Annotated in this window: 19 protein-coding genes; 9 read left to right on the forward strand and 10 right to left on the reverse strand. The window is 67.8% G+C overall.

The window, feature by feature from the left end; genetic code table 11:
• From ACWFRF_RS16185 to ACWFRF_RS16195, 3 genes are all read left to right on the forward strand, one after another.
• Positions 1 to 1,653 carry a class I adenylate-forming enzyme family protein gene (locus ACWFRF_RS16185; RefSeq protein ID WP_452450660.1) on the forward strand — a complete coding sequence of 551 codons (1,653 nt, stop codon included), beginning with the start codon at positions 1 to 3 and terminating at the stop codon, positions 1,651 to 1,653.
• Positions 1,654 to 1,666: 13 nt separating this feature from the next.
• Complete coding sequence (locus ACWFRF_RS16190) at positions 1,667 to 3,406, forward strand: N-acyl-D-amino-acid deacylase family protein (RefSeq protein WP_452450662.1); 1,740 nt, start codon at positions 1,667 to 1,669, stop codon at positions 3,404 to 3,406.
• A 178-nt stretch (positions 3,407 to 3,584) separates the two neighbouring features.
• The gene (locus tag ACWFRF_RS16195; RefSeq protein ID WP_452450664.1) at positions 3,585 to 3,932 is read left to right on the forward strand and encodes a hypothetical protein; all 348 of its coding nucleotides are present in this window, start codon (positions 3,585 to 3,587) and stop codon (positions 3,930 to 3,932) included.
• A 32-nt stretch (positions 3,933 to 3,964) separates the two neighbouring features.
• Here the strand turns inward: ACWFRF_RS16195 and ACWFRF_RS16200 are convergent, their stop codons facing one another.
• The 5 genes from ACWFRF_RS16200 to ACWFRF_RS16220 all read right to left on the reverse strand — a co-directional run bounded on the left by ACWFRF_RS16200 (position 3,965) and on the right by ACWFRF_RS16220 (position 12,077).
• On the reverse strand, positions 3,965 to 5,125 hold the full coding sequence (locus ACWFRF_RS16200; RefSeq protein ID WP_452450666.1) for an NADH:flavin oxidoreductase: 1,161 nt from the start codon (positions 5,123 to 5,125) through the stop codon (positions 3,965 to 3,967).
• Positions 5,126 to 5,247: 122 nt separating this feature from the next.
• Positions 5,248 to 6,003, reverse strand: coding sequence for a respiratory nitrate reductase subunit gamma (gene narI / locus ACWFRF_RS16205; protein ID WP_378991304.1), 756 nt, complete (start codon positions 6,001 to 6,003; stop codon positions 5,248 to 5,250).
• Positions 6,000 to 6,680: a nitrate reductase molybdenum cofactor assembly chaperone gene (gene narJ, locus ACWFRF_RS16210; protein WP_452450668.1), complete on the reverse strand. Its 681-nt coding sequence runs from the start codon at positions 6,678 to 6,680 to the stop codon at positions 6,000 to 6,002. The genes narI and narJ overlap by 4 nt, the downstream gene beginning before the upstream one ends.
• On the reverse strand, positions 6,677 to 8,356 hold the full coding sequence (gene narH / locus ACWFRF_RS16215; RefSeq protein WP_379314994.1) for a nitrate reductase subunit beta: 1,680 nt from the start codon (positions 8,354 to 8,356) through the stop codon (positions 6,677 to 6,679). The genes narJ and narH overlap by 4 nt, the downstream gene beginning before the upstream one ends.
• A 10-nt stretch (positions 8,357 to 8,366) precedes the next feature.
• Positions 8,367 to 12,077 carry a nitrate reductase subunit alpha gene (locus tag ACWFRF_RS16220; protein ID WP_452450670.1) on the reverse strand — a complete coding sequence of 1,237 codons (3,711 nt, stop codon included), beginning with the start codon at positions 12,075 to 12,077 and terminating at the stop codon, positions 8,367 to 8,369.
• 722 nt (positions 12,078 to 12,799) lie between these two features.
• Here ACWFRF_RS16220 and ACWFRF_RS16225 point away from each other — a divergent pair.
• Complete coding sequence (locus ACWFRF_RS16225; RefSeq protein ID WP_378991307.1) at positions 12,800 to 13,591, forward strand: helix-turn-helix transcriptional regulator; 792 nt, start codon at positions 12,800 to 12,802, stop codon at positions 13,589 to 13,591.
• On the opposite strand, the gene ACWFRF_RS16230 is transcribed toward ACWFRF_RS16225, so the two are convergent.
• Positions 13,588 to 14,397 carry an alpha/beta fold hydrolase gene (locus ACWFRF_RS16230; RefSeq protein ID WP_379318056.1) on the reverse strand — a complete coding sequence of 270 codons (810 nt, stop codon included), beginning with the start codon at positions 14,395 to 14,397 and terminating at the stop codon, positions 13,588 to 13,590. The genes ACWFRF_RS16225 and ACWFRF_RS16230 overlap by 4 nt on opposite strands.
• A gap of 240 nt (positions 14,398 to 14,637) precedes the next feature.
• Here ACWFRF_RS16230 and ACWFRF_RS16235 point away from each other — a divergent pair, with 240 nt between their 5' ends.
• Entirely contained in the window at positions 14,638 to 15,537 is a 900-nt protein-coding gene (locus ACWFRF_RS16235; protein WP_452450672.1) for a hypothetical protein, read from the forward strand.
• Between the two features lie 91 nt (positions 15,538 to 15,628).
• On the opposite strand, the gene mtnC is transcribed toward ACWFRF_RS16235, so the two are convergent.
• From mtnC to ACWFRF_RS16255, 4 genes are all read right to left on the reverse strand, one after another.
• Complete coding sequence (gene mtnC / locus ACWFRF_RS16240; RefSeq protein WP_452450673.1) at positions 15,629 to 16,324, reverse strand: acireductone synthase; 696 nt, start codon at positions 16,322 to 16,324, stop codon at positions 15,629 to 15,631.
• Positions 16,321 to 16,890 carry a 1,2-dihydroxy-3-keto-5-methylthiopentene dioxygenase gene (locus tag ACWFRF_RS16245; protein ID WP_379314474.1) on the reverse strand — a complete coding sequence of 190 codons (570 nt, stop codon included), beginning with the start codon at positions 16,888 to 16,890 and terminating at the stop codon, positions 16,321 to 16,323. Before ACWFRF_RS16245 ends, mtnC begins: the two co-directional genes overlap by 4 nt.
• On the reverse strand, positions 16,887 to 18,746 hold the full coding sequence (gene mtnA, locus ACWFRF_RS16250) for an S-methyl-5-thioribose-1-phosphate isomerase (RefSeq protein WP_452450675.1): 1,860 nt from the start codon (positions 18,744 to 18,746) through the stop codon (positions 16,887 to 16,889). The genes ACWFRF_RS16245 and mtnA overlap by 4 nt, the downstream gene beginning before the upstream one ends.
• Before the next feature lie 113 nt (positions 18,747 to 18,859).
• Entirely contained in the window at positions 18,860 to 21,259 is a 2,400-nt protein-coding gene (locus ACWFRF_RS16255; protein ID WP_452450677.1) for an arylsulfatase, read from the reverse strand.
• 262 nt (positions 21,260 to 21,521) lie between these two features.
• On the opposite strand from ACWFRF_RS16255, the gene ACWFRF_RS16260 reads away from it, so the two are divergent.
• Genes ACWFRF_RS16260 through ACWFRF_RS16275 form a run of 4 tightly spaced genes read left to right on the forward strand, consistent with a single transcriptional unit; the run spans position 21,522 to position 26,933 of the window.
• Complete coding sequence (locus ACWFRF_RS16260; RefSeq protein WP_387447077.1) at positions 21,522 to 23,099, forward strand: ABC transporter substrate-binding protein; 1,578 nt, start codon at positions 21,522 to 21,524, stop codon at positions 23,097 to 23,099.
• Positions 23,096 to 24,055: an ABC transporter permease gene (locus ACWFRF_RS16265; RefSeq protein ID WP_378991318.1), complete on the forward strand. Its 960-nt coding sequence runs from the start codon at positions 23,096 to 23,098 to the stop codon at positions 24,053 to 24,055. Before ACWFRF_RS16260 ends, ACWFRF_RS16265 begins: the two co-directional genes overlap by 4 nt.
• Positions 24,052 to 24,912, forward strand: coding sequence for an ABC transporter permease (locus tag ACWFRF_RS16270; protein ID WP_378991320.1), 861 nt, complete (start codon positions 24,052 to 24,054; stop codon positions 24,910 to 24,912). The genes ACWFRF_RS16265 and ACWFRF_RS16270 overlap by 4 nt, the downstream gene beginning before the upstream one ends.
• Positions 24,909 to 26,933 carry a dipeptide ABC transporter ATP-binding protein gene (locus ACWFRF_RS16275; RefSeq protein WP_452450680.1) on the forward strand — a complete coding sequence of 675 codons (2,025 nt, stop codon included), beginning with the start codon at positions 24,909 to 24,911 and terminating at the stop codon, positions 26,931 to 26,933. The genes ACWFRF_RS16270 and ACWFRF_RS16275 overlap by 4 nt, the downstream gene beginning before the upstream one ends.
• Positions 26,934 to 26,939: the final 6 nt, after the last annotated feature.

Below are 26,939 nucleotides of genomic sequence, written 5' to 3' on the forward strand. Positions count from 1 at the left end.
ATGACCAACGCTGTAGACCCACAGGAATTCGTGGCCAAGGTGGCTGCGGGCCTGACCGCGCCGGGCGCGCCGTTCGAGATGACCGTCGAACCCGTTCTCGGCGTGCCGATTCCGGTCCTCGCCCATCGCCGTGCCAACCTGCGCGAACTATTGGAGCACTCGCGCAAGTGGGGCGAGCGCGACTACCTCGTCACCGAGGACCGCCGGATCTCCTTCACCGAGCACGCCGCGGCCGCGGGCGCGCTGGCCACCGCCCTGGCCGCCAGGTACGGCGTCGGCAAGGGCGATCGCGTGGGCATCCTGGCCGCCAACGGCCCGGACTGGGTGATCGCGTTCTGGGCCGCGCAGTGTCTCGGCGCGATCCCGGTCGGCTACAACGCCTGGTGGGCGCCGCCGGAGATCGCCTACGGGCTCGGCCACACCACTCCGACCGTCGTCATCGCCGACGCGAAAAGGGCTGCGCTGCTGGCCGAGACCGGCACCGACCTGCCCGTCCTGACCATGGACGAGGATCTGCCCGCCCTGATCGCCGAGTTCGGCGGCGGCGAGATCCCCAGGACACCGGTCGACGAAGACGATCCGGCCGTGATCCTCTACACCAGCGGGACCAGCGGCAGGCCGAAGGGTGTTGTTCATTCGCAGCGAAACATGGTGGCGATCAGTGACTACCACCGTTTCACCGACGCCATGATGGCCGCGTTCATGGGTCAGGAGCCCGGGGATGCTCCCAGCGATCGCCGCTACCTGGTCACCGCGCCGCTGTTCCACATCGCCAGCCTGCACAACCTCGTCATCCCGCGCCTGCTGACCGGTGCGGCGGCGGTGTTCCCCCACGGGGCGTTCGAGGTCGGCCGCGTCCTGAGCCTGGTCGAGCGCGAGAAGGTCACCAACTGGGCCGCGGTGCCGACCATGGCGTCGCGCCTGCTGGAACACGATGTGGCCCAGCACGATCTGTCCTCGCTGAGCGCGCTCTCGCTGAACTCCGCGCCGTCCTCGCCCGCGCTGCTCGCCAGCCTGCGCGAGAAGATCCCGGCCCTGCAGTTCTCGCTGACCACCAGCTACGGCCTCACCGAGAGCGGCACCGCGGCGACGGTCGCCACCCCGCTGGACCTGGCCGCGGACGACGCCTCGGTCGGCAGGCCGATCATCGGGGTGGCAGTGGAGATCCGCGACGCCGAGGGCAACGCGCTCGGCGAGGGTGCGGAGGGCGAGATCTGCATCCGCAGTCCCTACGTCATGCTCGGCTACTGGAACGACGACGCGGCGACAGCGGCCTCGATCGACGACCAACGCTGGTTGCGCTCCGGTGATTTCGGCACGATGGACAACGGCAGACTCACCGTGTCGGGCAGGCGCACCGACCTGATCCTGCGCGGCGGCGAGAACGTGTATCCCACCGAGATCGAGAACGTGCTCGTCGAACATCCGGCCGTCAGCGACTGCGCGGTCTTCGGCGTCGCCCACCCCGATCTCGGCCAGGAAGTGGCGGCGATCGTCGTCGCCGAACCCGGGGCGGTGGACCCGGCGGAACTGAGCGCCTTCGTCGCCGATCGCCTCGCCTATTTCAAGGTGCCCGCCCGGTGGCGGATCACTTCGGACGCGCTGCCGCGCAACGCGACCGGTAAAGTCACCAGGCGCGAGCTCGCGATCTAAGAGGGGTCACACCATGTTCGACAGCATCATCAAGGGTGCCCGTTGGTTCGACGGCACCGGCGCCCCGTCCGCGGTTCGTCACCTCGGCATCACCGACGGCAAGATCGCCGAGATCTCGGAGACCCCGCTCGACGAGACCGGCTGCTCCCGCGTCGTCGACGCGACCGGCAAATGGGTGATCCCCGGCATCATCGACATCCACACCCACTACGACGTCGAAGTCCTGCTCGACCCGTCGCTGTCGGAGTCGGTGCGGCACGGCGTCACCACCGTGCTGCTCGGCTCGTGTTCGCTCTCGACCGTGCACGTCGACGGCGAGACCGCGGGCGACCTGTTCGGCAGGGTCGAGGCCATCCCGCGTCAGTACGTGGTCGGCGCGATGAACGACGTCCAGACCTGGAGTACCGCAGGCGAATACGTCGACGCGCTCGAACAGTTGCCGCTCGGGCCCAACCTGGCCGGCTTCATCGGCCACTCCGATATCCGGGCCGCGGTGATGGGGCTGGACCGCTCCACCCGCAAGGACGTGAAACCGTCCGAGGCGGAGCTGGCCGAGATCGAGCGCATGCTCACCGACGCGCTCGACGTCGGCTTCGTCGGAATGTCTTCGCAGCAGCTGCTTTTCGACAAGCTCGACGGCGAGACCTGCCGTTCGCGGACGTTGCCGTCCACCTACGCCAAGAGCAAGGAACGCCACCGGCTCAACACGGTCCTGCGCAAGCGCGGTCGCGCGTTGCAGGGCGGACCCGACATCACCAACCCCAAGAGCCTGGTGTCGATGGCGGTGTCGAGCATCGGTCTGTGGCGCAACGCGCTCAAGGTGAGCCTGCTGTCGGCGGCCGATGTGAAGGCGGTGCCGGGCGCGTCCAAGATGTTCCCGGCCGTCGGCAAGATCATCAACGGGCTCGACGGTAATTTCCGCTGGCAGCATCTGCCGGTGCCGTTCGAGGTGTACTCCGACGGCATCTCGCTGCCGGTGTTCGAGGAGTTCGGTTCCGGCGCGGCGGCTCTGCACCTGTCCGACCACATCGACGAGCAGCGTCACCTCATGCAGGACGAGGAGTATCGCCGCACCTTCCGCAAGGACTACGACAACAAGTACGGCCCGCGCGCGTGGCACCGCGACTTCTTCGACGCCGACATCGTCGAATGCCCCGACGAGACCGTCATCGGCAAGACCTTCGGTGAGGTCGGTGTCGACCGTGGGGGTCTGCACCCGGTCGACGCGTTCCTCGACCTCGTCGTCGAACACGGCGACAAGCTGCGCTGGCGCACCACCATCTCCAACCACCGACCCGAGGTGGCCGACGTCCTGGCCGCCGACCCGTCGGTCCAGCTCGGCTTCTCCGACGCGGGCGCGCACCTGCGCAATATGGCCTTCTACAACTTCGGTCTGCGCCTGCTCCGTCGCGTCAACGACGCCGCGACCAGCGACAAGCCGTTCATGACGGTCGAGCACGCGGTGCACCGCCTCACCGGCGAACTGGCCGACTGGTACGGCCTGGACACCGGCCACCTGCGCGTGGGCGATCGCGCCGACGCGGTCGTCATCGACCCCGCCCACCTGGACGAAACCCTGGACGCCTACGCGGAGAGTCCCCTCGCGGTCTTCGGCAACCTGTCGCGCATGGTCAACCGCAACGACGACACCGTCACCGCGGTCTTCGTCAACGGCCGCTACGTCTTCGGCGAGGGCGAAGCGGATCCCGTACTCGGCACCGAACGAGTGGGAGCCTTCCTGCGCGCGGAGTAGGGACCGCCGCCCGGCGCTCGCCGCGCGGCCGGGTACTCGCCGCTGACTCGTCGCGCACCCTGACCCGGTGCGCGACGACCCAGCCCCGATCTGCGACCCTCACCTGATGACCGGGCGGCGGTCGACCCGAACCCGGTCGTCGCCGCTGGACTACCTCACATCAGCGAGAGGACTCGATATGTCGGACGCGAAACGGATCGCCTGGGGTAAACCGCGTCATCCCACCGACGCCGACCGCGACGCCCTCCGCGAGGACCTGCTCGCCAAAGCACGCGCCGTGCGCGGCGACGGCTGGGCCGACCACCGCGCCGAATGGCCCGCCGGTCAGGTGGCTGTGGTCGCCTATGTGCTGGGCGACGCCGACGTTCTCGCCGAACTCGAGGAGAACGAGAGCACCGTCCTGAGCCGCTACGCCGCCGACCTGTTCGGCTTCGTCGGTGGCCGCAAGGACAACGAGAAGGGCCTCGTCGGCACCCAGGCCTGGTTCGACACGGTGCGCAAAGCCCTCGGTAACCCCGCGTCGTGATCACCTGGTCGGCGATCGACCGACCAGGTGGGCTAGGTGCGGAGCACGCATTCCGTGCGCGAGTAGATGGTCGGCACGCATTCGTTGCAGTGCGTGCACAGGGACCGGGTCGCCGCGTCGGTGTGCCAGCGGCGGATCAGGTCCGGTTCGCGCAGGAGGGCGCGGCCCATGGCGACGAAATCGAAACCGTCGTCGATGGCCTGCTGTGCGGTCGGGCGGTCGGTGATGCCGCCGAGCAGGATGATCGGCAGCGTCAGCTCCTCGCGGAACCGGCGCGCCTTGTCGGCGAGATAGGCCGGGCGGTACGGGTATTCGCGCAGGAAGCCCTTGCCGACGAGCTGGAATCCCCACCGCGTCGGCACCGGCAGCGTCTTCGCGAAGTTCTTGCGCGGCGCGTCACCGCGGAAGATCGCCATCGGATTGAGCAGGGAGCTGCCCGCGGTGAGTTCGAGGGCGTCGATCGCGCCGTCGTCCTGCAACCAGGTCGCCACCTGTAGCGACTCCTCGATCGAGAACCCGCCGCGCACACCGTCTTCCATAGTGAGCTTGGCCGTCACGGCCATCGTGTCGCCGACGGCGTCACGCACGGCCTTGACCAGTTCCCTGGCCACCCGCGCCCGGTTGACCAGCGACCCACCGTAATCGTCCTTGCGCCGATTGAGCATCGGACTCAGGAACGAGCTCGCCAGATAGTTGTGTCCGAGATGCACCTCGACGGCGTCGAACCCGGACTCGCGCGCGAATCGCGCCGCCCGCGCGTGCGCCGCGACGACCTCGGCGATCCCGAGCGCGTCCGGCACCTTCGTGAACCGCATCCCGAGCGGATTGAACATCCGGCTCGGCGCCAGCGCGGGCGCCTGATTCGATTTGGCGTTCGCGACCGGTCCGGCGTGCCCCAGTTGCGCGCTCACCGCCGCGCCCTCGGCGTGCACCGCGTCGGTGAGCCTGCGCAGGCCGGGAACGGCCTCGTCGCGCATCCAGATCTGATGCCGGTCGGTTCGCCCGCCCGGCGCGACCGCGCAGTAGGCGACCGTCGTCATCCCCACCCCGCCTTCGGCGACCTCCCGGTGGAACTCCACCAGGTCGTCGGTGACGAGTGCGTCGGGTGTCCGCCCCTCGAAGGTGGCGGCCTTGATCACCCGGTTACGCAGGGTGAGCGGACCGAGAGTGGCGGGTGCGAGGACATCGCTCATGTGCAAAAGTGAAACACGTTACAGTCCTGCGGGCAATGGGGGATCTCCCGCTGAGTGGGCCGAAACGGCAAACGGCCCGCCTGCGTGGAGAGCGGGCGGGCCGGTGACACGGGCACTGTGAACTACCAGCGGTCGGGTGTGACCGGGGCGTCCCAAGCCTTCGCGAAGCGGGTCTTGTCCTTGGTGTCCACTTCCTTGCGGCGGTAGACGATGTAGGGGCGGGTGAGGTAGCCGATGGGGGCGCTGAACATGTGGACCAGCCGGGTGTAGGGCCACGCCGCGATCAGCGCGAGAACGACGAGGCCGTGGAGTTGGAAGGTCCAGGGGACGCCGACCATCAGACCCGGTTCGGGGTTGATCGAGAACAGGCTGCGGAACCAGGGGGAGACCGTGGTGCGGTAGTTGTAGGTGCCCCACAGCAGGTTGGAACCCCAGGTGTTGAGCAGCCCGGTGACCAGGGCCAAGGTCAGCAGCGTGTACATCATGACGTCGTTGCGGCTGGTGTTCTTGCGCACGGCGGGAATGGCGATGCGGCGGTAGCACAGGATGGCCACGCCGAGCACGACCATCAGGCCCGCGATCGACCCCGCGCCGACCGCGACGATGTGGTAGGCGTGCTCGGAGATGCCGATCGCCGAGGTCCAGGATTCGGGAATCAGCAGACCCATCACGTGCCCGCCGAACACCCCGAGCATGCCGAAGTGGAACAGCGGGCTGCCCAGTTGCAGCAGCTTGGACTCATAGATCTGCGAGGACCGGGTGGTCCAGCCGAACTGGTCGAAGCGGTAGCGCCAGACATGGCCCAGCACAAAGGACGTCGCCGCGATATAGGGCAGGATCAGCCACAGGCCTTCGGGCAGGGGGATGGTTGCGTTCATCGGCGGCCTTCTGTTGCTTCGAAGAGGGCGGGGTCCATGGCGAAGGGTTCTAGGCCGACCTCTTCCTCGGGCGGACCCTGGGCGGCGAGTTCGGCGATGCGCCTGCGGTCGGCGGTGGTCACCGGCGGCAAGGTGGTGAGCACCGCGGCGAGGACGCCGCTGTAGGGAGAGTTGTTGTCGCCCAGCGACAGTCGCAGCAGCTCCATGACCGGGACGTGCTCGCCGAGCAGGCGTTCGCCGCCGATCGGGTCGATGGTGGCGGCGAATTCCAGCAGCACCGGCAGGTGGTCGGGCAGTTCCTCGTCGCCGAGTTCCACCCCGGCCTGGCGGTAGGCGTGCTTGAACCGCAGCAGTGCCATGCCGCGTTTGCGGGTGTCGCCGAAGGCGTAGAACGTCAGGTGCAGGCTGGCGCGGCGGCGCATGTCGAAGGTCTCGACGTAGCTCTGTGCCACCTCGATCGCCGGAGTGTCGCGCAGATAGGCCAGCACCGCGGCGAAGTGCGCCTGCACCTCGTCGGGCAATTGCGCTGCGGCGCCGGACAATTGGTCGAGCATCGCGAAGGTCTGCTCGCCCGGGTAGTCCAGCAGCAGCGCGGCCAGCCGCCACACGACCCTGCGGTCGTGCTCGGGCATCGCCGTCACCGGTTCGGGCCGTTTGCGGATGGAGAGCAGACTCATGGCGCGACACCGCTCACGGGCGAGTCGGCGACGGCAGCGCCGTTGCTGCCGTTGCCGTTACCGGCGCCGTTGCCGGTACCCCCGTTGCCGTTCGTGGTCGGCACGAGTCCACTGGTGCTGCGCCCGTCCCAGTTGAGCAGGTTGATCCGGCCCGACTTCTCCTCCGGCGCGGCCTGATTGGTGTCGGAGAGCGAGAACTTCTCGACGACCTGGTCGAACGCGGTCATGCCCGGTCCGCCGTCGGTGTCGAGACTGCACCCGGTGGCCAGCGAATCCAGTTCGTGCGCCTTGGATGTCGCGCCCATCGGGATCACGTACCGGTGCTCGTACTTGGCGATGGCGAGCAGCCGGTACATGGCCTCGATCTCCTCGGGCTCGAGACCGATCGACGGCGCGATATCGGCCTCGGGTTCCTCACCGAGGTTGACCGACCGCATGAACGCCCGCATCCCGGCCAGCCGTTGCAGCGACGAGCGCACCGGGCCGATCTCACCGGCGGTGAACAGCTCGGCCAGGTACTCGATCGGGATGCGCAGCGCGTCGATGGCGCCGAACAGGTTGCGCGCGTCCTCGCCGTCGTGCCCGGTCTCGGTGAGCACGTCCACCACCGGCGACAGCGGCGGCACGTACCAGACCATCGGCATCGTCCGGTATTCCGGATGCAGCGGCAGCGCCAGCTGGTAGTCGACGATCAGCTTGTAGACCGGCGAATCCTGGGCGGCCTGAATCCATTCCGGGGAGATCCCGGCCTTCTCGGCTTCGGCGATCACGCGCGGGTCGTGCGGGTTGAGGAACACGCCGAGCTGCGAGGTGTAGAGGTCCTGCGGATCGGTGACCTGGGCCGCTTCGAGCACCGCGTCGGCGTCGTAGAGCATCACGCCGATGTAGCGCAGCCGCCCGACGCAGGTCTCCGAGCACACGGTCGGGATGCCGACCTCCACGCGCGGGTAGCAGAAGGTGCACTTCTCCGCCTTGCCCGTCTTGTGATTGAAGTAGATCTTCTTGTACGGGCAGCCGGTGATGCACTGGCGCCAACCACGGCATTTGTCCTGGTCGACGAGCACGATGCCGTCTTCCTCGCGCTTGTAGATCGCGCCGGAGGGGCACGACGCGGCGCACGAGGGGTTGAGGCAGTGCTCGCAGATGCGCGGCAGGTAGAACATGAAGGTCTCTTCGAACTCCAGTTTCACCTTGGTCTCGAGCTTGCCGAGCAAGGGGTCCTTGGCGACCTGCTCCGGACCCGAACCCAGATCGTCGTCCCAGTTCGCGCCCCAGGTGACCTTGGTGTCCTCACCGGTGATCAGCGACTTGGGCCGCGCCACCGGAGTGGTGTCCATGGGCGGCGACGACAGCAGGTTGTCGTAGTCGTAGCTCCACGGCTCGTAGTAGTCGGCGACCGTGGGCAGATCCGGGTTGGCGAAGATGTTCATCAGGCGCTTGAACCGCGAGCCCGACTTCAGGGTCAGCTTGCCGCGCTTGTTGAGCGTCCAGCCACCCTTCCACTTCTCCTGGTCCTCGTACTGGCGCGGATAACCCTGTCCCGGACGGGTTTCCACATTGTTGAACCAGACGTACTCGGTACCACCACGGTTGGTCCAGGCCTGCTTGCAGGTGACCGAGCAGGTGTGGCAGCCGATGCACTTGTCCAGGTTCATGACCATGGCGAGTTGAGCCATAACGCGCATGTCAGTACTCCACGTTCTGGTTGCGGCGACGGATAGTCGTGACTTCGTCACGCTGGTTTCCGGTGGGGCCGTGGTAGTTCAGGGCGAAGGACTGCTGGGCGTAGCCGCCGATCAGGTGCGAGGGCTTGATCAGCACCCGGGTGAGCGCGTTGTGGATACCGCCGCGCTTGCCCTTGGCCTCCTTGGTGGTGTCCTCGGCGCCTTCGATGCGCGGCACGTCGACCGCGCGGTCCTGGGCGTGGTACATGAAGACCGTGCCCTCGGGCATGCGGTGCGAGACGATCGCGCGGGCCACGACCACGCCGTTGCGGTTGATCGCCTCGATCCAATCGTTGTCCGCCACACCGATCTTCTTCGCGTCGACGTCCGACATCCAGATCGTCTGACCGCCGCGCGAGAGCGTCAGCATGTGCAGGTTGTCCTGGTACGCCGAGTGGATCGACCACTTGGAGTGCGGGGTCAGGTAGCGCACCGTCAGGCCGTTGCCGCTCACATTGCCGATGCTCGGCTCCGCGAACAGCGCCGACATGTCGAGGGGCGGACGGAAGATCGGCAGCTGCTCGCCGAGCTCGATCATCCAGTCGTGGTCGAGGTAGAAGTGCTGGCGACCGGTGAGGGTGTGCCACGGCTTGAGCCGCTCGACATTGATGGTGAACGGCGAGTACCGGCGTCCCCCGGATTCCGAGCCCGACCATTCCGCCGAGGTGATCACCGGCACCGGGCGAGCCTGGGTGTCGGCGAAGGTGATCCGCTTGCCCTCGGCCTCTTTCGCGAGGTCGACCAGCTCGGTGCCGGTACGCCGCTCGAGCGCCTCGAACCCTTCGACGGCCAGGCGGCCGTTGGTGGTGCCCGACAGCGACAGGATGGCCTCGGCGGCGTGGGTGTCCTTGGCCAGCGACGGCCGGCCCGCGGCGATGCCGGAGACGATGGTGCCGTTCTGTCCGGCCAGGTACGCCACTTCTTCCTCGGGGAAGGTGGTGACGCCCTTGGTCGTCAGACCAAGCTTCTCCACCAGCGGCCCGAGCGCGGCCAGCTTCTCCGCGATCTTGGTGTAGTCGCGTTCGATCTCCACGATCTTGGGCATGGTCTTGCCCGGAATCGGTTCGCACTCACCGGCTTTCCAGTCCAGCACCTTGCCGCCGGCCTGCGCGAGCGCATCGGGGGAGTCGTGCTGCAACGGCACCGCGACAATGTCCTTGCGGGTGCCGAGGTGCTTCTCGGCCAGCCAGGAGAAACCACGCGCGATCCGGTGGAACGCCTCGAAGTCGGTCTTGGCCTCCCACGGCGGGGAGATGGCGGGGGAGAAGGCGTGCACGAAGGGGTGCATATCGGTGGAGGACAGGTCGTGCTTCTCGTACCAGGTGGCGGCGGGGAGCACGATGTCGGCGAACAGCGTGGTGCTGGTCATGCGGAAGTCCAGTGCGAGCAGCAGATCGAGCTTGCCCTCGGCGCCTTCCTCGCGCCATTCCAGTTCATGTGGTCGCACACCGGTCGCGTCGGTGGTCTGCAGGTTGGAGCCGCAGCCGAGCAGGTGCTTCTGGAAGTACTCGTTGCCCTTGCCAGAGGAACCGAGCAGGTTCGCGCGCCACACGGTGAGCACGCGCGGGAAGTTCTCCGGTGCGTCGGGGTCCTCACAGGCGAAGCGCAGGTCGCCGGATTTCAAACCGTCGACGACGTGCTCGGCGGGGGTCTTGCCCGCTTCGGCGGCCTCGTCGGCGAGGTCGAGGGGGTTGCGGTTGAACGTCGGGTAGCTGGGCATCCAGCCGAGACGACTCGCCAGGGCGATGTTGTCGGCCGCGGTGCGACCGGCGAACTTGCCCTTGCCCAGCGGCGAGGCGAACGAGTCCGAGGTGAAGGGGTCGTAGCGCCACTGGTCGTTGGTGAGGTACCAGAACACGGTGCCCTGCATCTGACGCGGCGGGCGCTGCCAGTCCGATGCCGAAGCCAGTGTGGCCCAACCGGTGACGGGACGGCACTTCTCCTGGCCGACGTAGTGGGCCCAGCCACCACCGTTCTTACCCTGACAGCCGGTGAGCAGCGTGAGGGTGAAGAAGGCACGGTAGATCTGATCGGAGTGGAACCAGTGGTTGGTGCCCGCGCCCATCAGGATCATCGAGCGACCGCCGGAACGTTCCGCGTTGTCGGCGAATTCGCGTCCGATGCGAGCGGCCTGCACGGCGGGAACGCCGGTGATGGCCTCCTGCCAGGCCGGGGTGTACGGCGACTCGGCGTCGTCATAACCCTTCGCCCACTCGCCCGGCAGACCGTCGCGGCCGACACCGTACTGGGCGAGCAGCAGGTCGAAGACCGTGGTGACGCGCTTGCCCGCGACGATCTTCGTCGGAACACCACGAATGATCGACCCGGCGACGTCGGTGTCGAAACGCGGCAGCGCGATCGTGGCCGGCGCGTCGTCGGAATGACCGAGCAGCGTGAGCAGCGGGTCGACACCCTCGAGGTCGAGGTTCCACTTGCCCGCGTCGCCCTCGCCGAAGCGGTGCCCCAGCGAGCCGTTGGGCACCACCGGGTTGCCCGCCTGGTCGAGCAGGACCGGCTTGTGTTCGACGCCTTCGCCGGTATGCCCGAGATCGGCGGCGGTGAGGAACTTGCCGGGAAGGGCGCCGTCCTGATCTGCCGCCTCGTCGAGGCAGATCAGGTACGGCAGATCGGTGAAGGACTTGATGTAGTCGGTGAACATCGGAGTCTGCTTCTCGATGAAGAACTCCTTGAGCACCACGTGGCCCATCGACATCGCCAGCGCGGCATCGGTACCGGGCCGCGCGGCCACCCATTCGTCGGCGAACTTGGTGTTGTCGGCGTAGTCGGGGGAGACCACCACGACCTTCTGGCCGCGGTAGCGCGCCTCGGTCATGTAGTGCGCGTCGGGGGTGCGGGTCACCGGGACGTTGGAGCCCCACATGATGAGGTAGCCCGCGTCGAACCAGTCGGCCGACTCCGGCACGTCGGTCTGGTCACCGAACACCTGCGGCGAGGCCACCGGCAGGTCGGCGTACCAGTCGTAGAACGACAGCATGTAGCCGCCGATCAGCGACACGAAGCGCGCGCCCGTGGCATGGCTGACCATCGACATCGCCGGGATCGGCGAGAAGCCGGCTACGCGGTCGGGGCCGTACTGCTTGATCGTGTACACATGTGCGGCAGCGGCGATCTCGGCGGCTTCCCACCATTCGGCGCGGACGAACCCGCCCTTACCGCGCGCGGTCTTGTAGGCCTTGGCCTTGACGGGGTCCTCGACGATGGACTCCCACGCCAGCACCGGGTCCTTGAGCTCGGCCTTGGCCTTGCGGTACAGGTCGAGCAGCGTGCCACGCACATACGGGTAGCGCACGCGGGCCGGGGAGTAGGTGTACCAGGAGAAAGACGCGCCACGGGGGCAGCCGCGCGGCTCGTACTCGGGCTTGTCCGAACCCACCGACGGGTAGTCGGTCTGCTGGGACTCCCAGGTGATCACGCCGTCCTTGACGTAGATCTTCCAGGAGCACGAGCCGGTGCAGTTCACGCCGTGGGTGGAGCGCACCACCTTGTCGTGCGACCAGCGGTCGCGGTAGAACTCGTCGGCATCGCGACCACCGACCTTGTAGACGGACCGGTTGTCGGGCGATACCTCGCCCCGCTGGAAATACTTACCGAGGTTCAGCAATGTGTCGCCGAAATCGGCGGGCGACGGACCTTGCGTGCGCGAATTAACCACGACGCCCCCTTCGAGCTGTGAAATCGGGCTGTTGGGGAAAACTGTAAGGAGGCGGACTCCTTCGGCAAAACGAACTTTTCACATCCGGATTCGGGCCGCGGTGAGCTGTGAGGTCGGCGCAATGTCGTGGTCACGGGGGAGGTTCGCGACGACGCCCGCGATCGAGGGCTCACCAGGGTGAACGGGCCGCGAGCTGGCCGAACGCGGTGATCGGGGGGTGCCTCGACAGGCGGACGGTGATGCTTCGGAAACGACTGGTTCTCCCGCGGTTTACATTTGTTTACACACCCGGTGTGCCCGCTGAACAGCGCTGATGTGACGCCACACACAACTATGGCCGGGTCGGGCCACCTCTACTGGGTGCTCGGGACGGTCGGCGGTGGCGGCTGAATCCACCGGTGCCCTACGGGCGCCGCGCTCGGCGGGAGGTGTTTCCGGGGCGATCCGCGGTGACCGGGGCCGTCCGGTCGGAGGCGGGGTGGGGATCGTGACGGTCGTGGTCGAGCGGTGCGGAATCTTATAGCACTGCTGAACGGAACGAATCAGAATCCTTTTAATTCGGTTCGGCACACCGCATTTCGTGACCACGCACACAGTTGCCCGCCGGTAACTACCCAAATGACGGGGCGCCAATATAAAGAAACGGCATCTTTTCCGGTCGGCGGTTGGCTCGAGGTTGAATAGTCATCCAGGATGAGCCCGTGCAGACAGGGAGGGTTGGGGTGATACCGAAGCCATCGTTCGACGGGCCTGACGGGCCGCCGAAACCGCCGACGCTCGGCGGGTTGCTGCGGCGACTTCGCGACGATCGGCGGATTTCGAGGGAAAAGCTCGCCTTCGCGGCGGGAGTCAGCTCCAGTTACATCACCCATTTGGAGAGTGGGGACCGGGACCGGCCCACGCACGCGGTGATCGAGGCGCTCGTGCGCTACCTCGACCGGATCGCGCCGGTGACCGATATCGAGCGCAGGCATCTTTTCGATCTTGCCGGGCTCGCCCCGGTCGACAACCCGACCGTCGAGGATCTGCGAGCCGAGATCAGCACCGAGATGCGCCGAACATTGGCGCTCCAGGAACCCGATCTCGCGGCGTACGTCGACACCCGCTGGAACGTGCTGGCGGTCAACGAATCCTATGATCGCGCGTTTCCCGGACTGGTCGAGGACGTCAATATTCTGCGCTGGTTCTTCGGCAACCCGTTGTCGCGCAAAGTAATGGTCGAATGGGAGACGGAGTCCACGCTCACCGTGCACTGGCTGCGCGGTCTGATCGGCCAGCAGGGCGGCGGCGACTGGGCCACCGAATTGCTCGATGAATTGGCGCAGTATCGAGACTTCCGCCGCATCTGGGACGATGGCGACACCGTCTACGGCCGCGAGCACACCGCCATGCGGCTGTGCGATCTGCACACCGGCGAGAACTACACCGTCGACGTCCAGCTGTTCCGGCTCGACTCCGTCGCCTACCCCGGCCGCATCCAGTACTACCTGGGTGTTCGCGGTCCCGACCGTTAGATCCCGGCGACCGCCACCGGCTCGACGGCGTACGGGGTGCAGGCCGTGACCAGTCCGGCCAGCGCCGCGGCGACCTGCTCGGGATGGGTCAGCGCGCAGCCGTGTCCCGCGCCTGCCACCGTGCGTACCTCGCCCGCCCCCGACAGCCCGGCGGCCAACCGCGCGCACTTGTCCGCGGTGCTGTTGTGATCGTGTTCGCCGCGCAGCACGAGCGCGGGCACGGTGATCTCCCCGAGCCGCCCATGGACCGAATCGCGGCCGATCAGGCAGTCGGCCGCCGGGCGAATGGCGCTGCGATCGCCGGCCAGCCAGCGGGTGATCCAGGTCTGCCAGATCTGCGGGTCGGTGCCGCCGATCAATCGTGGTGCGAGGTCTTCGGCCAGCGGCCGCAATGCGCCCGCGCCGCACCATTCGTCGAAGAAGTTCTCGTAATAGGTTTCCTCGTCCCTGGTGCACGCGTCGGCCTCGGTATCGAGCAGCGCCAGTCCGGTCACGCGTTCGGGAGCCAGCAAAGCCATTCGCAATGCGGTGTATCCGCCCTGGCTCATGCCGCCGACAATCGCGCGCTCGATGCCCAGCGCGTCGAGAACCCGCAGGCCGTCGGTGGCCAGATCCCAGTAGTCGAAGCGCGGGTCGTCGCCGTATCCGGTGCGGCCGTGACCCCGGGCATCCCAGGCCACGACATTGATATCGGTGTGCGCCAAGACTTTCCGGATCGCATCGAACATCGATTCGTCCATGAGGAATCCATGGGCCAGCAGCAGCGTCGGCCCGTGGACGGCATCGGTGCGGAAATGGACGTTCACAGAATCGGAGTGTACGAAGGGCATTGTCGAAACATACAAGCCATCCGGTCGTTTTCGCCTGGTTGCGGACTGAATGCGGTACTCCCGTCCGGGGTAGCGCCGGTCCTGTGAATTCACTGGCGAGTGTATGTACCTCACCGGGGACAAATATTTGTGCGCGCCCTGTGGACATGTGTGTTCATGGCCGATTGGATAGGGGGCGTACCGATATTCGGCTCGAATCGGAAAATGGGGATTTTGATGAGGGTGACGGAGCAGGGGCTGGACGCTCATATAAGTCTGGCCGCCGCGGGCGACAGTGTCTCGGCGACATTCGCGGTCTGCGATGCGGAGGGCAGGGCGATCTGGTACGGCCCGTTCATCGACGCCGACGCCGACCATCCGCGCGGCGACCAACTAGCGGCCACGATGGGGGCCGCGGGCCGCGCGATCTGGCTCGCGGGGCGAGCACGCGAGGACACCGGGGTCGAGAAGGTGACGTTGCACCTGGCGGTCAGCGAAGAGGGGCTCGACGCCATCACCCTGGCCTGCACCGCGTCGATGGCCGGGCTCGCACTGGATCTGGTTGTCACCGACGACAATCCGGCACTGGACTGGTGCCAGGCGTTCGGCAGGCTCGACTGGTCGTCGGGGCCGTTGACCGGTTTGGTCGATCCGGAAACGCCACAGACGATTCCGGCACTTCGGGCGATCACCGGCGGCCTCGACCAGCAGACCGAACCACAGGAAAGGCTCGTCATGCACGAACTAGCACTCGATCCCTCGATGGAACTGCGCTCGGCACTGGAAAGTCTGCTGCTGCACGACGCTATCGGCATGGATGCCAAGATGCGCCACGCCATCGCCGCCGTCGTCCACCTCGCCGTCGACACCCCCCATGGCCCGCCCGAGGACGCCGAGGAATTCCTCGGCCGCCTCGATGCCTCCTGGCTGGTCGCGGCCTGGCTCGGCCACGACACCGAACTCTCCCTCATCGCCACCCTCGCCGCCGGCGAGATCCCCGCCCTGTCCTGGTGCGAACTGATGTTCACCACCACGCTGGCACCATGGTCGACCAGCCCGGTCGCGGTCCACGCACGACGGGTGTTCGGGGCGGTGCAGCGGGGGTCGTTAGGGGCGCTTCGAGCTCAGGTCGGCTGAGTCAGCGCTCGACGACGGTGACGCCGAGCTCGCGTAGGCGGTGCCAGATTTCCGGCGGGAACAAGTGCCGGCAGCGCACCGTGTACGCCGACTAGTCGGTCGGTAGCTGTGGATCTATGTCAGCGAAGGAACTCACCCAGCGGTGGGGTGGGCGTGCGGGGTTGGGCTCGTCGGGGCGGTGTACGCCGACGACTCGCCAGCCCGCGGCGACGGCGGCGTCGAGTTCGTCCGGGTGGTCGGAGAGGAACAGAATGTCCTGTGGGGGGACCCCGATGCGGTCGGCGATGGATTCGTAGGAGGCGGGTGCGCGTTTGGGGCCCGCGGTCACCAGGTCGAAGTGGTCGGTGATGAGGCCGGACAGATCGCCCGCGTCGGCGAAGGTGAACCAATCGCGTTGGTTGCGTTCGGATCCCGAGGAGTAGACGAAGAGCTGGCAGCCGTTGGCGTGCCATGCTTTCAAGGCGGGTGCCACATCGCCGAAGAAGCGGCCGCGCAGTGCGCCCGCGCGGAAGCCCTGGGCGCAGATCGCGCCCTGTGCTGTCTTGAGCGGCTCGGCTTTGACATCGGATTCCAGCCAGCCGCGCAGGATCTCGGCGACGCGGTCGGGCCCCGCATCGGGTTCACCGGCGAGCTCGCGGGTCGCGGTGAGCACCGATTCGGCTGTGCCATCGGTGTTCTCGGACAGCCAGGCGGGCAGGTGAGCGGAGGTGTAGCCGTAGAGGTCGGTGCGGACCGCGTCGGTGGGGCTGGTGGTGCCCTCGATGTCGAGGACGATCGCGCGGGTCACGCGAGCAGTTCGTCGAGCGTCGGGAAGCCCGCGCTGATCTTGTCGCCGGTGAAGTCGCCCACCCAGCCGTCGGCCTCCTCGAAGAAGCGCAGGGCGATGAAGTCGGGGGTGGTGCCCATGTCGAACCAGTGCAGCGTGCCCGCGGGGACCGAGAGCAGGTCGCCCGCTTCGCAGACAGTCGCGAGCACCGCGTCGCCCACGTGCAGGTAGAAGCAGCCACGGCCCGCGGCGAAGAAGCGCACCTCGTCCTCGGCGTGGCGGTGCTCGTCGAGGAACTTCGCGCGCGCACCGGCGGCCGTGGCAGGCCACTCCGGGTTGTCGGCGTCCGGGTGGATGCGGGCGACATCGATGTGCTGGTAGCGGCCCGAGGCGTTGAGTTCGGCGATCTGCGGGCCGTAGTGGGTGAGCAGGGTGTCGGAGTCCGTGGCGGCGGCGTCGGCGAGCACCTCCCAGTGCGAGTACGCGATGCCGTGCTGAGCCAGCTCGGCGCCGATCTCGGTGGGGTCGGTGGTGCGCACCCGGACGTCGGCGGCGTTGTCGGCGGCCATCACTTGCAGCAGGGTCATGTCGGTCCGATCTCGAGGGGCGTGGCGTCGGTTCGTCCGGTGCGGGCGATCAACTCGCACAGGGCTTCCAGGCATTCGGCGCGATCGCGCGCCTGGGCAAGAGTGTCACCCCAGGTGGTGATCCCGTGCCCGGTGATGAACAGAATCGGTGGTGCAGAGGGGTTTTCGCGGAGGTGGAGCTCGATATCGGCGCCGATCCGTGCTACATCGGGCCAGTTCGCGAACACCGGGACCACCACAGTCGACGGGTCCGCGAGGCCGAACCCCTTGAGCAGCTCGAAACCGCTGATCCGCAACGGGGTCACCGTCTCGCCGGGTCGCGCGGCAGTGGTTGCCAGTGCGGTGGCGAAAGGGGAATGCACGTGCACGACCGCGCCTGCGGGGCGGGTGCGGTACACGGCGGTGTGAATGCTGGTCTCCGCGGACGGTTTCCGGCTCTGGCCCGAATGCGCGGTGGTGTCCGAGATCCCGACGAGCACGCAATCGTCGGCGCTCAGTTCACCTTTGGACAATCCGCTGGCGGTGATGAGCAACGCGGGCCATGTGCCGAGGCTGTCGAGGGCAGCGCCGGCCGTCACGGGCCCCGATGGTGACGTGGGCGCCTCGATCCGCACCGAGATGTTGCCGGCCGTACCCGGCATCCACCCCCGGCCATAGAGCTGACGCGCGGTGCCGGCGATCGCCCGGCCTTGTTCGGTGAAAGCCACGGTGCTCCCGGCGTCCGACGGATCGTCGCGTCCGGCGGTCCGCGATCCGCTGCCGGGTCCGTCCGTGGCGGTCGCCCGGCCCTGCGCGTCGAAGGAATCCGAATTGCGGTAGACCACACCGTTTTCCGTGACCACGGCGGTGACGAGGTCGGTGGGTGTCACATCGAAGGCGGGGTTGAATACCGCGGTGTCCGTCGGTGCGGTGGCGACGCCACCGAATCCGGTGACTTCGGCCGCGGCCCGCTGTTCCACCACGATCTGCGCGCCGGTCGCCATCGCGGTGTCGCGGGTGGACTCCGGCGCGACCACGATGAACGGAATGCGGTGGTGGCGGGCGGCCAGCGCCAGAGTGAAGGTGCCGATCTTGTTGGCGACGTCGCCGTTGGCGGTGATCCGGTCCGCGCCGACCAGCACGGCGTCGACCTGACCGGTCGCCATCGCCCAGGCGGCGGCGGAGTCGATGGTCAGGCGATGTGGAATGCCCGCCTCGGCCAGTTCCCACGCGGTGAGCCGCGCGCCCTGCAGCAGCGGGCGGGTCTCGTCGACGATCACGTCCGCGACGGCGCCGCGCTCGTGCAGCACCCGCAAGGCGCCGATCGCGGTCCCCACCGCGCTGGTGGCCAGGCGCCCGGTATTGCAGTGGGTGAGCAAGCGCAGCGGCTGCCCACCGCACAGGCGTTGCACCAGATCGGCGGCGTGGGTGGCGGCGGCCAGGTTGACCCGCCCGTCCTCGGCGAGCATGTCGAGAGTCTCGGCCAGCACCGCGTCGGCGCCCTCGGCGATCCGGGCTCGCACCCGGTCGACCGCCCACGCCAGGTTGACAGCGGTCGGCCGGGCCGCGGCGATCCGGTCGGCCTCGGCCTGCACAGCCGCCACGTCGACCACGTCACCGGCGCGACCACCTGCCTCGCCGGGCGAGTGACTCGGCGAGTCCACCGAGCCGCCGTGAGTGTGCGCCCTGGTGGCGATGACCACGCCGAACGCGCCCGCGATCCCGATCGCCGGAGCGCCGCGAATGGCGAGGGTGGTGATCGCCTCGATGATCTCGTCGACGGTGCGCAGGCGCAGTTGCCGCACCTCGTGCGGCAGTCCGCGCTGGTCGACGGTGACGAGCGCACCGTCGTCCCAGATCAGGGAACTGTCGTCCATCTCCGGCGTCCTGTCTGCGTGGCGATTCTGGCTGATAAACGGTATCCGACCTGGTCGCGACTCGATCCTCGGGGCCCGCGCGCAGCGGTGCCCGTCGAATGGGCGGCGGTCCGTTACTCCGCGGCGTACTCGGCCTCGCGCTCCACCGCGTCGATCGTGCGCTGCGGGACCTGCACGGGGCCGGGCGTGTAGGTGATCGCGCGCAGGCTCCCGGTATAGCGGAACGGTCCGCGGCGCTCGCGCAGATCCCACGAGACCGGACCGCGCGCGTCGACGCCGACGGAGATCCCGGTCCACGGCGCCATGCCGACCAGTTGCACCTGATCGGTGAGTTCCGCGAGCGGCGTGCCGTCGACCTGGATGGTGAAGTCCCAGCGCAGACGCGGCTCGATGGTGGCTCGTACGGTGATCTCGCGCGTCCCGATGGGCAGCGGCACGCCCACCGACGCGTACCGCCCATAGCTGTTCACGCCGAGCACTACTTCGCCGTCCTCGATGTAGAGCAGGTACCCGCCGAGCGGGTCACCGTGCGCCACGAGTACGCCCTCGTCACCGAGCCGGAATCCGGCCCCCTCGGCCCGCTCCGCGACATCGGGCGCTGCGTCCGAAGCCCGCGATGTCGTGGGCGCCGTCGCGGCGGCGGGCGGTCGGGTCCCCGTCAGGTCGGCGGTGATGGTGAAGTCGCGGTAGGCGATGAGGCGCTGGGAGCGGTAGCGCTCGAGGGTGGGGGTGCCAGGGAGGAGGCGGACCGGCGCGGCGAACCGGGCTTCCTCGGGGCGGCGGCGGAACAGGTCGGCGCGCGTCAGCAGTGGAAAGACTGTGTTGGCCCAGGCCGACTCGTCCCATGCGGTGGCGAGTTCGGCGGCCTTGTCCGGGTACTGCGCCGAAAGATCGTGCAGCTCTGTGGGATCGGCGCGCACGTCGAACAGTTGCCAGTTCGGCGCATCGATGTCGGCGTCGGCCTCGTGCAGCGACAGCAGCTTCCAGCCGTCGCGGTAGAAGCCACGATGACCGGTCATCTCCGAGTACTGCTCGGTGTGGCGCGTCGGGGCTGCCGGATCGCGCAGCAGCTCGGCCGCGGAGATTCCGTCGAAGTCCTTGGCGGGCAGCCCGTTACGCACAGAAGGGCGGTCCAGGCCCGCCAGGTCGAGCAGGGTCGGCGCGAGATCGGTGACGTAGGCGTATTCGTGGCGGATACCGGAATCGGTGCCGGTGCGCGGCAACCCCTTCGGCCACGACACCACCAGTGGCACTCGCACGCCACCGGCGAAGGTCTGGCCCTTGTAGAACCGGAACGGCGTGTTGGACGCCTGACCCCAGCCGCGCGGGTAGTGCACGCCCAGCTTCGCGGTGCCGATCAGGTCCTCGTCGTGCGGGACATCGCCCACCCAGTCGGGATCGTCGACGTGGGCGAACTCGGCGAAATAGGAGCGCGTGCCCTCCGGTCCGCCCTCGGCGGTGCCGCCGTTGTCGGAGGTGAACACGATGATGGTGTTGTCCAGTTCGCCGAGATCGTCGAGCAGGTCGACGATCCGACCCAGGCTCTGGTCGATGCTGTCGACCATGCCCGCGTACACCTCCATGTACTTGGCGTAGCGCCGCTGCTCGTCGGCCGACAGCGAATCCCACTCCGCCGCTTCGTAACCCGGCTCGGTGTTGCGCGGCTTCTGCTCGGTGCCCGGCGGGAACAAGCCCTGGGCCAGCTGTTCGGCGAAGCGTCGCCTGCGCAGTTCGTCCCAGCCCTGGTCGTAGCGACCCCGATACTTGGCCTGATCCTCGGCCTTGGCCTGCAACGGCCCGTGCATCGCCACGTGCGCGAAGTACAGGAAGAACGGTTTCTCCGCATCGTGCGCGCGCAGATCCTTGATGTAGGACAGCGCCTTGTCGGTGAGATCATCGGTGAGGTAATAGCCCTGCGGGTACTCCTCCACGTCGACCACCGAGCTGTCCGAGACCAGCTGGTTGGGATAGTAGAAAGAGTTCAGACCCTCCAAAGACCCGTAGTAGCGGTCGAATCCGCGCTGGGTCGGCCAGGAGTCCCGATGCGCCGACGGGTTCATCGTGGCGTCGCGCACCAGATGCCATTTGCCCACCGCGTAGGTGGCGTAGCCGTTGCCGCGCAGGATCTCCGGGAGTGTGAGCACATCGTCGGCCAGTTCCAGGCGCAGGCCGGGGTAGCCGGGGTCGGCGTTGGCCACGAAGCCGAAACCCGCTCGGTGGCTGTTGATTCCGGTCAGCAGCGCCGCGCGTGAGGGCGAGCACAGTGGCGTGGTGTGGTAGTTCGAGAGTCGAACACCCCGGGCCGCGAGCCGGTCCAGGGTCGGCGTCTCGATCTCGGAACCGAACGGGCCGATATCGCTGTAACCCATGTCGTCCACGAGCACGACGATGATGTTCGGCGCGCCGGCGGGCGCGGTGGGGGGATACGTCCAATCGGGGGTCGACTCCGCGGACGTACGACCGGCCGAGCCGCCGAAGGATGCGTAACCGCGAGCATGGGGTGGAACAGGCATTCTGGCAGTAAAGGCGACGTATTCGCTGGTCACCAGGGTTATGTGCAGTGTGCGTGGAATCGGTGACCGGTCCGCCGCAACTTGTTAGCGTCACTGCCGTGCCCACGAATCAGCCACCCTGCTGCTGTTCGTGTCGCGTCCTGCGCGGCTGACGAACGCCCACGACGTTCGCGGCCGATCCGATGTGTTCCCTTTCCCGCGGTGTGCTGTGCACCCTCCTCGGCCCGCCGCGCGGGTCGATGCGTCTTCGAGGATCTTCACGATGAGTTCAACGCCCAGTGGCTTCGGCCGCCGAAACTTTCTGCGCACCAGCGGCATCGCCGCCGCGGCCATCTTCGGCGGTGCCGCGCTGGCGGCCTGCACCTCGGCGGTCTCGGAACAGAAAGCGGGCGGGGACGGCGCGACACCGGTGCGTGGCGGCACCCTGAAGGTCGGCATCCGTGAGGACCTGGTGCCGGCGAACCTGCTCACCAACACCGCCGCGACCCCGGTCGTGATCGGCTTGGTGTACGAGTCGCTGATCCGCTACCCGAACGACAAGCTGGAACCGCAACCATTACTGGCCACGTCGTGGCAGCTCGCCGCCGACGGCCGTTCGCTGAGCCTGGACCTGCGCGACGACGTGAAGTTCCATTCCGGGCGTCCCTTCACCGCCAAGGACGTGGAGTTCTCGCTGCGCACCTACGCCGACGCCAAATGGTCGGCGCAGCTGCGTAGTTCGGCCGCCGCCGTCACCGGGTTCGACATCGTCTCGCCGACGCGGATCGTGTTGCAGCTCGCCCATCCACTGAGCAACATCTACGACCTGCTCGACACCGTGCCGATCCTGGACAGCGAAACCGCCGACAAGCTCGGCACCGGCGACACCTATATCGGCACCGGTCCCTTCAAATATGTCCAGCGCGTGCCGAACTCGCAGTTGATCTTCGAGAAGAACCCGAACTACTGGGTGCCCGAGCGCCCGTACCTCGACCGGGTCGAGGTCTCGATCATCCCCGACCCGAACGCGCTGCTGAACGCGTTGAAGTCCGGTCAGATCGCCGCGGCGCGCGAACTCGGCTACCGCGATGCCGAAAACCTGGGCAAGAGCGGCGGATTCACGGTGCACGACCTCGAAGGCGCCGAGCTGCAAGCCTATGTCGGCGTCAATGTGACCGAACCCGCGCTGGCCGATGTCCGGGTGCGCCAGGCCATCGCCTACTCCCTCGACCGCGAACGGATCATCAACGAGGTGTTCCGGGGCGCGGGATATCCGCTGAACGTGCCGTGGCCCAAGAACTCGCCCGCCTTCGACGAATCCCGCAACACCAAGTACAACCGTGACATCGGCAAGGCCAAACAGCTCCTCGACCAGTCGGCGAGGCCGCCGAAGCTGCCGCTGACCTTCGCCCCCGGTTACGGCGAGGTCGCCCAGATCGTGCAGGCCAACCTCGCCGACGTGGGCATCGAGGTCGACCTCGACCCGGTCGACGCCGCCACCTTCGTCAAGCAGCTCACCGGCCAGCAGTTCCGTGGTCTGTGGGTCACCGACCATTCGTGGGCCCAGTTCGTCCCGTCGACTCTCACGGTGAGCGCCTACCCGTTCAACGCCCGCCGCAATGCCTCACGCTACGAATCGCCCGCCTACACCGCGGCCGCCGACACCGCCTGGCAGTTGGCACAGGGCACCGGGCCCGAAGCGGTCCGCGCCTACCAGGCCGTCACCGACCAGCTGCTCGAAGGGCTTTTCCTGATCGAAATCGGCGTGCGTTTCCAGCAGTACTCCACCGTCAACAAGGTGCACGGTTTCGCCTGGACCAAGCGGCGCGAGCCCGTCCTCACCGACACCTTCCTGTCATGACGCGCTACCTGCTGCACCGGCTCCCCTCGGCGCTGCTGGTGCTGTTCGGGGCCTCGGTGCTGATCTTCCTGCTGCTGCGGCTGGTTCCGGGTGACCCCGCCACCATCCTGGCGGGCAACGACGCGACACCGCAGACCATCGAGGTGATCCGCCACCAGCTCGGCCTCGACCGATCGATCCCGGTGCAGTATCTGCAGTGGCTCGGCGACGTGTTCACCCTCGATCTCGGTCGCTCCTACATCATCGGCGGCGAGATCACCGACCTGGTCGGCCGCGGGCTCACCAACACGCTGGTGCTCACGGTGACCGCACTGCTGCTGGCCGTGCTGGTGAGTCTGGTCGTGTCGGTGGCGTCGGTGCTGTGGCCGAGCCGCTGGCTCAATACTGTTGTCGCCGCGGCCAATACGATCGCGGTGGCGCTGCCGACGTTCGTGGTGGGGCCGCTGCTGGTGCTGGTGTTCGCCGTCGCGATTCCGGTGTTGCCCGCCGGCGGAGTGCCGCCGGACGGCTTCATCGCCCGGCCCGATATCGCCGTGCAGTACCTGCTGCTGCCCGCGATCTGCCTGGCGCTGCCGGTCTCGGCGGCGCTCACCCGCTTCCTCACCGAAGCGCTGCGCACCGAACTCGCGAAACAGTATGTGCTGACGGCACGTTCACTCGGCGTCGGATATCGCGAGATCGTCACCCGTGGCGCACTGCGCAACGCGCTGCCGACCATGCTCACCGTGCTCGGCATCCAGACCGGGCAGCTGCTCGGCGGTGCGGTGCTGGTGGAGGCGGCCTTCGTGTGGCCGGGGATCGGGCAGCTCATCGAGCAGGGGATCAGTCGTCGCGACTATCCGCTCGTGCAGGTGCTGTTGCTGCTGTCGGTGGCGGTGTTCGTGGTGATCCAGCTGATCACCGATGTCGCGCACGCGTGGCTGGACCCGCGGATTCGCATCGGAGGACGCTCGTGACCGTCACGAAAACCACTGTGGCTGTGGACGAATCACCACGGCACGAGGGACCCTTGCGCGCGCTGCGCCGTGGGCAGGGACTGGCCGGGGTACTGCTGGTAGCCGTGGTGGCACTGGCCGGGGTGTTCGCCGGGCTGCTCAGCTCCTACGATCCGCTCACCCAGATCCCCGGCGCCAACCTGCTCGGCCCCAGCGCGCAGCACTGGCTCGGCACCGACCACCTCAACCGTGACGTGGCCGCCAGGGTGCTGGCCGGTATCCGGATCGACCTGCTGATCGCGCTGCTCGCCGTGCCGATCGGCGCCCTGGTCGGTGCGCTGGTCGGACTGGCCGCCACCGTCCACCCGATCGCGGACGTGACCGTCCAGCGGGTGTTCGATCTGATCCTGGCCTTCCCCACCCTGATCTTGGGGATCACGCTCGCCGCGATCACCGGGCCCGGCTGGCACGCGGTGGTCATCGTGATCATCGCCGCCGAGATCCCGATCTTCGGCAGGCAGATCCGCACGGCGGTACTGGCCGTGCGCGAACAACCGTTCGTGGAAGCCTCGGAGGTGATCGGCGCCGACACCTGGTGGACCCTGCGAAAGCATGTGCTGCCCAATGTGATCGAACCGCTCGGCGTGCAATTCGCGCTGTCGCTGTCGGTGGCGGTGTTCATCGAAGGCGCGATGAGTTTCATCGGGATCGGTGTGCTGCCGCCGCAGCCGTCGCTGGGTTCGCTGATCGCAGGCTCGATCGCCAACCTCGACGCCAACCCGTGGATCGCGATCGGTCCGCTGATCGTGGTGGCCGCGTTGACCCTGGGATTCCTGTTGATCGCCCAAGCATTGGGCCGGGCAAGGAGATTGGCATGAGCACACCATCCGACCAGCTCGAACCCGTGCTCGACATCGACGAGTTGACGGTGAGTTTCGGCGACCGGACGGTCGTCGACCGGGTGAGCTTGCGGGTTCGCCGGGGTGAAGTCGTCGCCCTCGTCGGGGAGTCCGGCTCGGGCAAGTCGCTCACCGCGCGATCGGTGCTCGGGCTGCTGCCGGAGACCGCGCGGGCAGGCGGGTCGATCCGGCTCGCGGGCACACAGGTCGTCGGGGCCGCCGAATCGGTGTTGCGGGACCTGCGGGGAACCAAGGCCGCCATGGTCTTTCAGGAACCGCAGACCGCGCTGAACCCGGTGCAGAAGATCGGCACTCAGATCGCGCAGGCGCTGCGCGCGCACGGCGTGACCGACAAGGCCGCCGCGCGAACCCGCGCGATCGAACTGCTGACGGCCGTGGACATTCCGGAGCCGGACAAGCGCCTCGACTGGTACCCGCATCAGCTCTCCGGCGGGCAGAAACAGCGCGTGGTCATCGCGCTCGCCCTGTCCGGGCAGCCCGCACTGCTCATCGCCGACGAACCGACCACCGCACTCGATGTCACCGTGCAGGCCGAGATCCTCGCACTGCTGCGCACCCTGCAACGTCAGCGCGGGACGGCGATCCTGTTCATCACCCACAACCTCGGGGTGGTCGCGGAGATCGCCGACCGGGTCGTGGTGATGCGCGAGGGGCGGGTGGTCGAAGAGCAGACGGTGTTCGGGTTGTTCGCCGAACCGGGCGAGGACTACACGCGGACGCTGCTGGCGGCGGTGCCGCGGTTGCCCGCGGTGTCGTCGCGGGATGGAGATCCGGAACCTGTAGCCGATGTGGATGGTGAGAATCGGGTTGCCGCAGGGAATGCCGAGGTCAGCGAGGCTGCAGCCGATGCCGATGCCGATGCCGATGCCGATGCCGATGCCGATGCCGGTGCCGGTGCGATGGGTGACGGTCGGTCGACGGTTCGGCGTGCGGCCGCGGACAACGGCGAAGCTGGTGAGGTTGCCGATGGGGTCGACGCGTCCGATCGCGTCGACCCCGAGACGGAGGCTCTCGCGGACGAACCGGATGACAACGCCACGGCAGAACCTTCGGAACGCGGTGTTCGCCGGATCCTGCGGCGGGTCGTCGTGCGTGGGCCTGCCGTCGTAGCGGAAAAGGGTGGCGGGCGAGGGGAATCCGAATACCGCGACGTGCTCCGGATCGACGACCTGTCGGTGGTGTACCCGGGCCGCCACGGCGGTGCGTCTTTCCCCGCGCTACAGGATATTTCGATCACTCTCGGGCCCCGTGAAGTCCTCGGGCTGGTCGGTGAGTCCGGGTCGGGCAAGAGCACGCTGGGGCGCACTGCGCTCGGGCTCGTCCCTGCTACCTCGGGACGGGTTGAGCTGCAGGGTGTTCCGTTGGCCGGATTGTCGCGGCGCGAACTGCGTGGACTGCGCAAGCATGTCGCGCTGGTGCATCAGGATGTGAGTGCCTCCCTCGATCCGCGACGCACTGTCGCCGACTCGATCGGCGAACCGTTGCAGGTGCATCGGGCCGCATCGGGGACTCTGTTGCAGGCCAAGGTCGAGAACCTGCTCGAATCGGTGCGACTACCGAGGAATTACGCGCAGCGCAGGCCGGGGGAGTTGTCCGGCGGGCAGCGTCAGCGGGTGGCGCTGGCTCGCGCGCTGGCCTTGGCGCCGCGCCTGCTGGTGGCCGATGAGCCGACCAGCGCGCTCGATGTGTCGGTGCAGGCGCAGGTGCTCGACCTCTTCGCCGACCTCCGTGCCGAGTACGGCTTCGCCAGCTTGTTCATCAGTCACGATCTGGCCGTGGTGCACCAGGTCGCCGACCGGGTTGTGGTGCTGCGGCAGGGCCGGATCGTCGAAACCGGCGAGGCGCGCGCGGTATTCGCCGCACCGGCTCAGGAGTACACCCGCCGCCTGGTCGACGCGGTACCCGTTCCCGATCCGTCGACGGCTCGGCGTGGGCGGGACGGATCCGGGGCAGGCGCGCTACTGAGCATCGGGGCATGACGTGGA

The organism is Nocardia sp. NPDC055165, assembly GCF_053606985.1.

What these genes read in the sequence shown, in the direction of transcription:
- ACWFRF_RS16255 (WP_452450677.1), bottom strand. Translation starts at nt 21,259, where the DNA reads ATGCCTGTTCCACCCCATGCTCGCGGTTACGCATCCTTCGGCGGCTCG.
- ACWFRF_RS16275 (WP_452450680.1), top strand. Translation starts at nt 24,909, where the DNA reads ATGAGCACACCATCCGACCAGCTCGAACCCGTGCTCGACATCGACGAG.
- mtnA (WP_452450675.1), bottom strand. Translation starts at nt 18,746, where the DNA reads ATGGACGACAGTTCCCTGATCTGGGACGACGGTGCGCTCGTCACCGTC.
- narJ (WP_452450668.1), bottom strand. Translation starts at nt 6,680, where the DNA reads ATGAGTCTGCTCTCCATCCGCAAACGGCCCGAACCGGTGACGGCGATG.
- ACWFRF_RS16190 (WP_452450662.1), top strand. Translation starts at nt 1,667, where the DNA reads ATGTTCGACAGCATCATCAAGGGTGCCCGTTGGTTCGACGGCACCGGC.
- ACWFRF_RS16245 (WP_379314474.1), bottom strand. Translation starts at nt 16,890, where the DNA reads ATGACCCTGCTGCAAGTGATGGCCGCCGACAACGCCGCCGACGTCCGG.
- ACWFRF_RS16195 (WP_452450664.1), top strand. Translation starts at nt 3,585, where the DNA reads ATGTCGGACGCGAAACGGATCGCCTGGGGTAAACCGCGTCATCCCACC.
- ACWFRF_RS16200 (WP_452450666.1), bottom strand. Translation starts at nt 5,125, where the DNA reads ATGAGCGATGTCCTCGCACCCGCCACTCTCGGTCCGCTCACCCTGCGT.
- ACWFRF_RS16260 (WP_387447077.1), top strand. Translation starts at nt 21,522, where the DNA reads ATGAGTTCAACGCCCAGTGGCTTCGGCCGCCGAAACTTTCTGCGCACC.
- ACWFRF_RS16235 (WP_452450672.1), top strand. Translation starts at nt 14,638, where the DNA reads ATGAGGGTGACGGAGCAGGGGCTGGACGCTCATATAAGTCTGGCCGCC.
- narH (WP_379314994.1), bottom strand. Translation starts at nt 8,356, where the DNA reads ATGGCTCAACTCGCCATGGTCATGAACCTGGACAAGTGCATCGGCTGC.
- narI (WP_378991304.1), bottom strand. Translation starts at nt 6,003, where the DNA reads ATGAACGCAACCATCCCCCTGCCCGAAGGCCTGTGGCTGATCCTGCCC.
- ACWFRF_RS16185 (WP_452450660.1), top strand. Translation starts at nt 1, where the DNA reads ATGACCAACGCTGTAGACCCACAGGAATTCGTGGCCAAGGTGGCTGCG.
- ACWFRF_RS16265 (WP_378991318.1), top strand. Translation starts at nt 23,096, where the DNA reads ATGACGCGCTACCTGCTGCACCGGCTCCCCTCGGCGCTGCTGGTGCTG.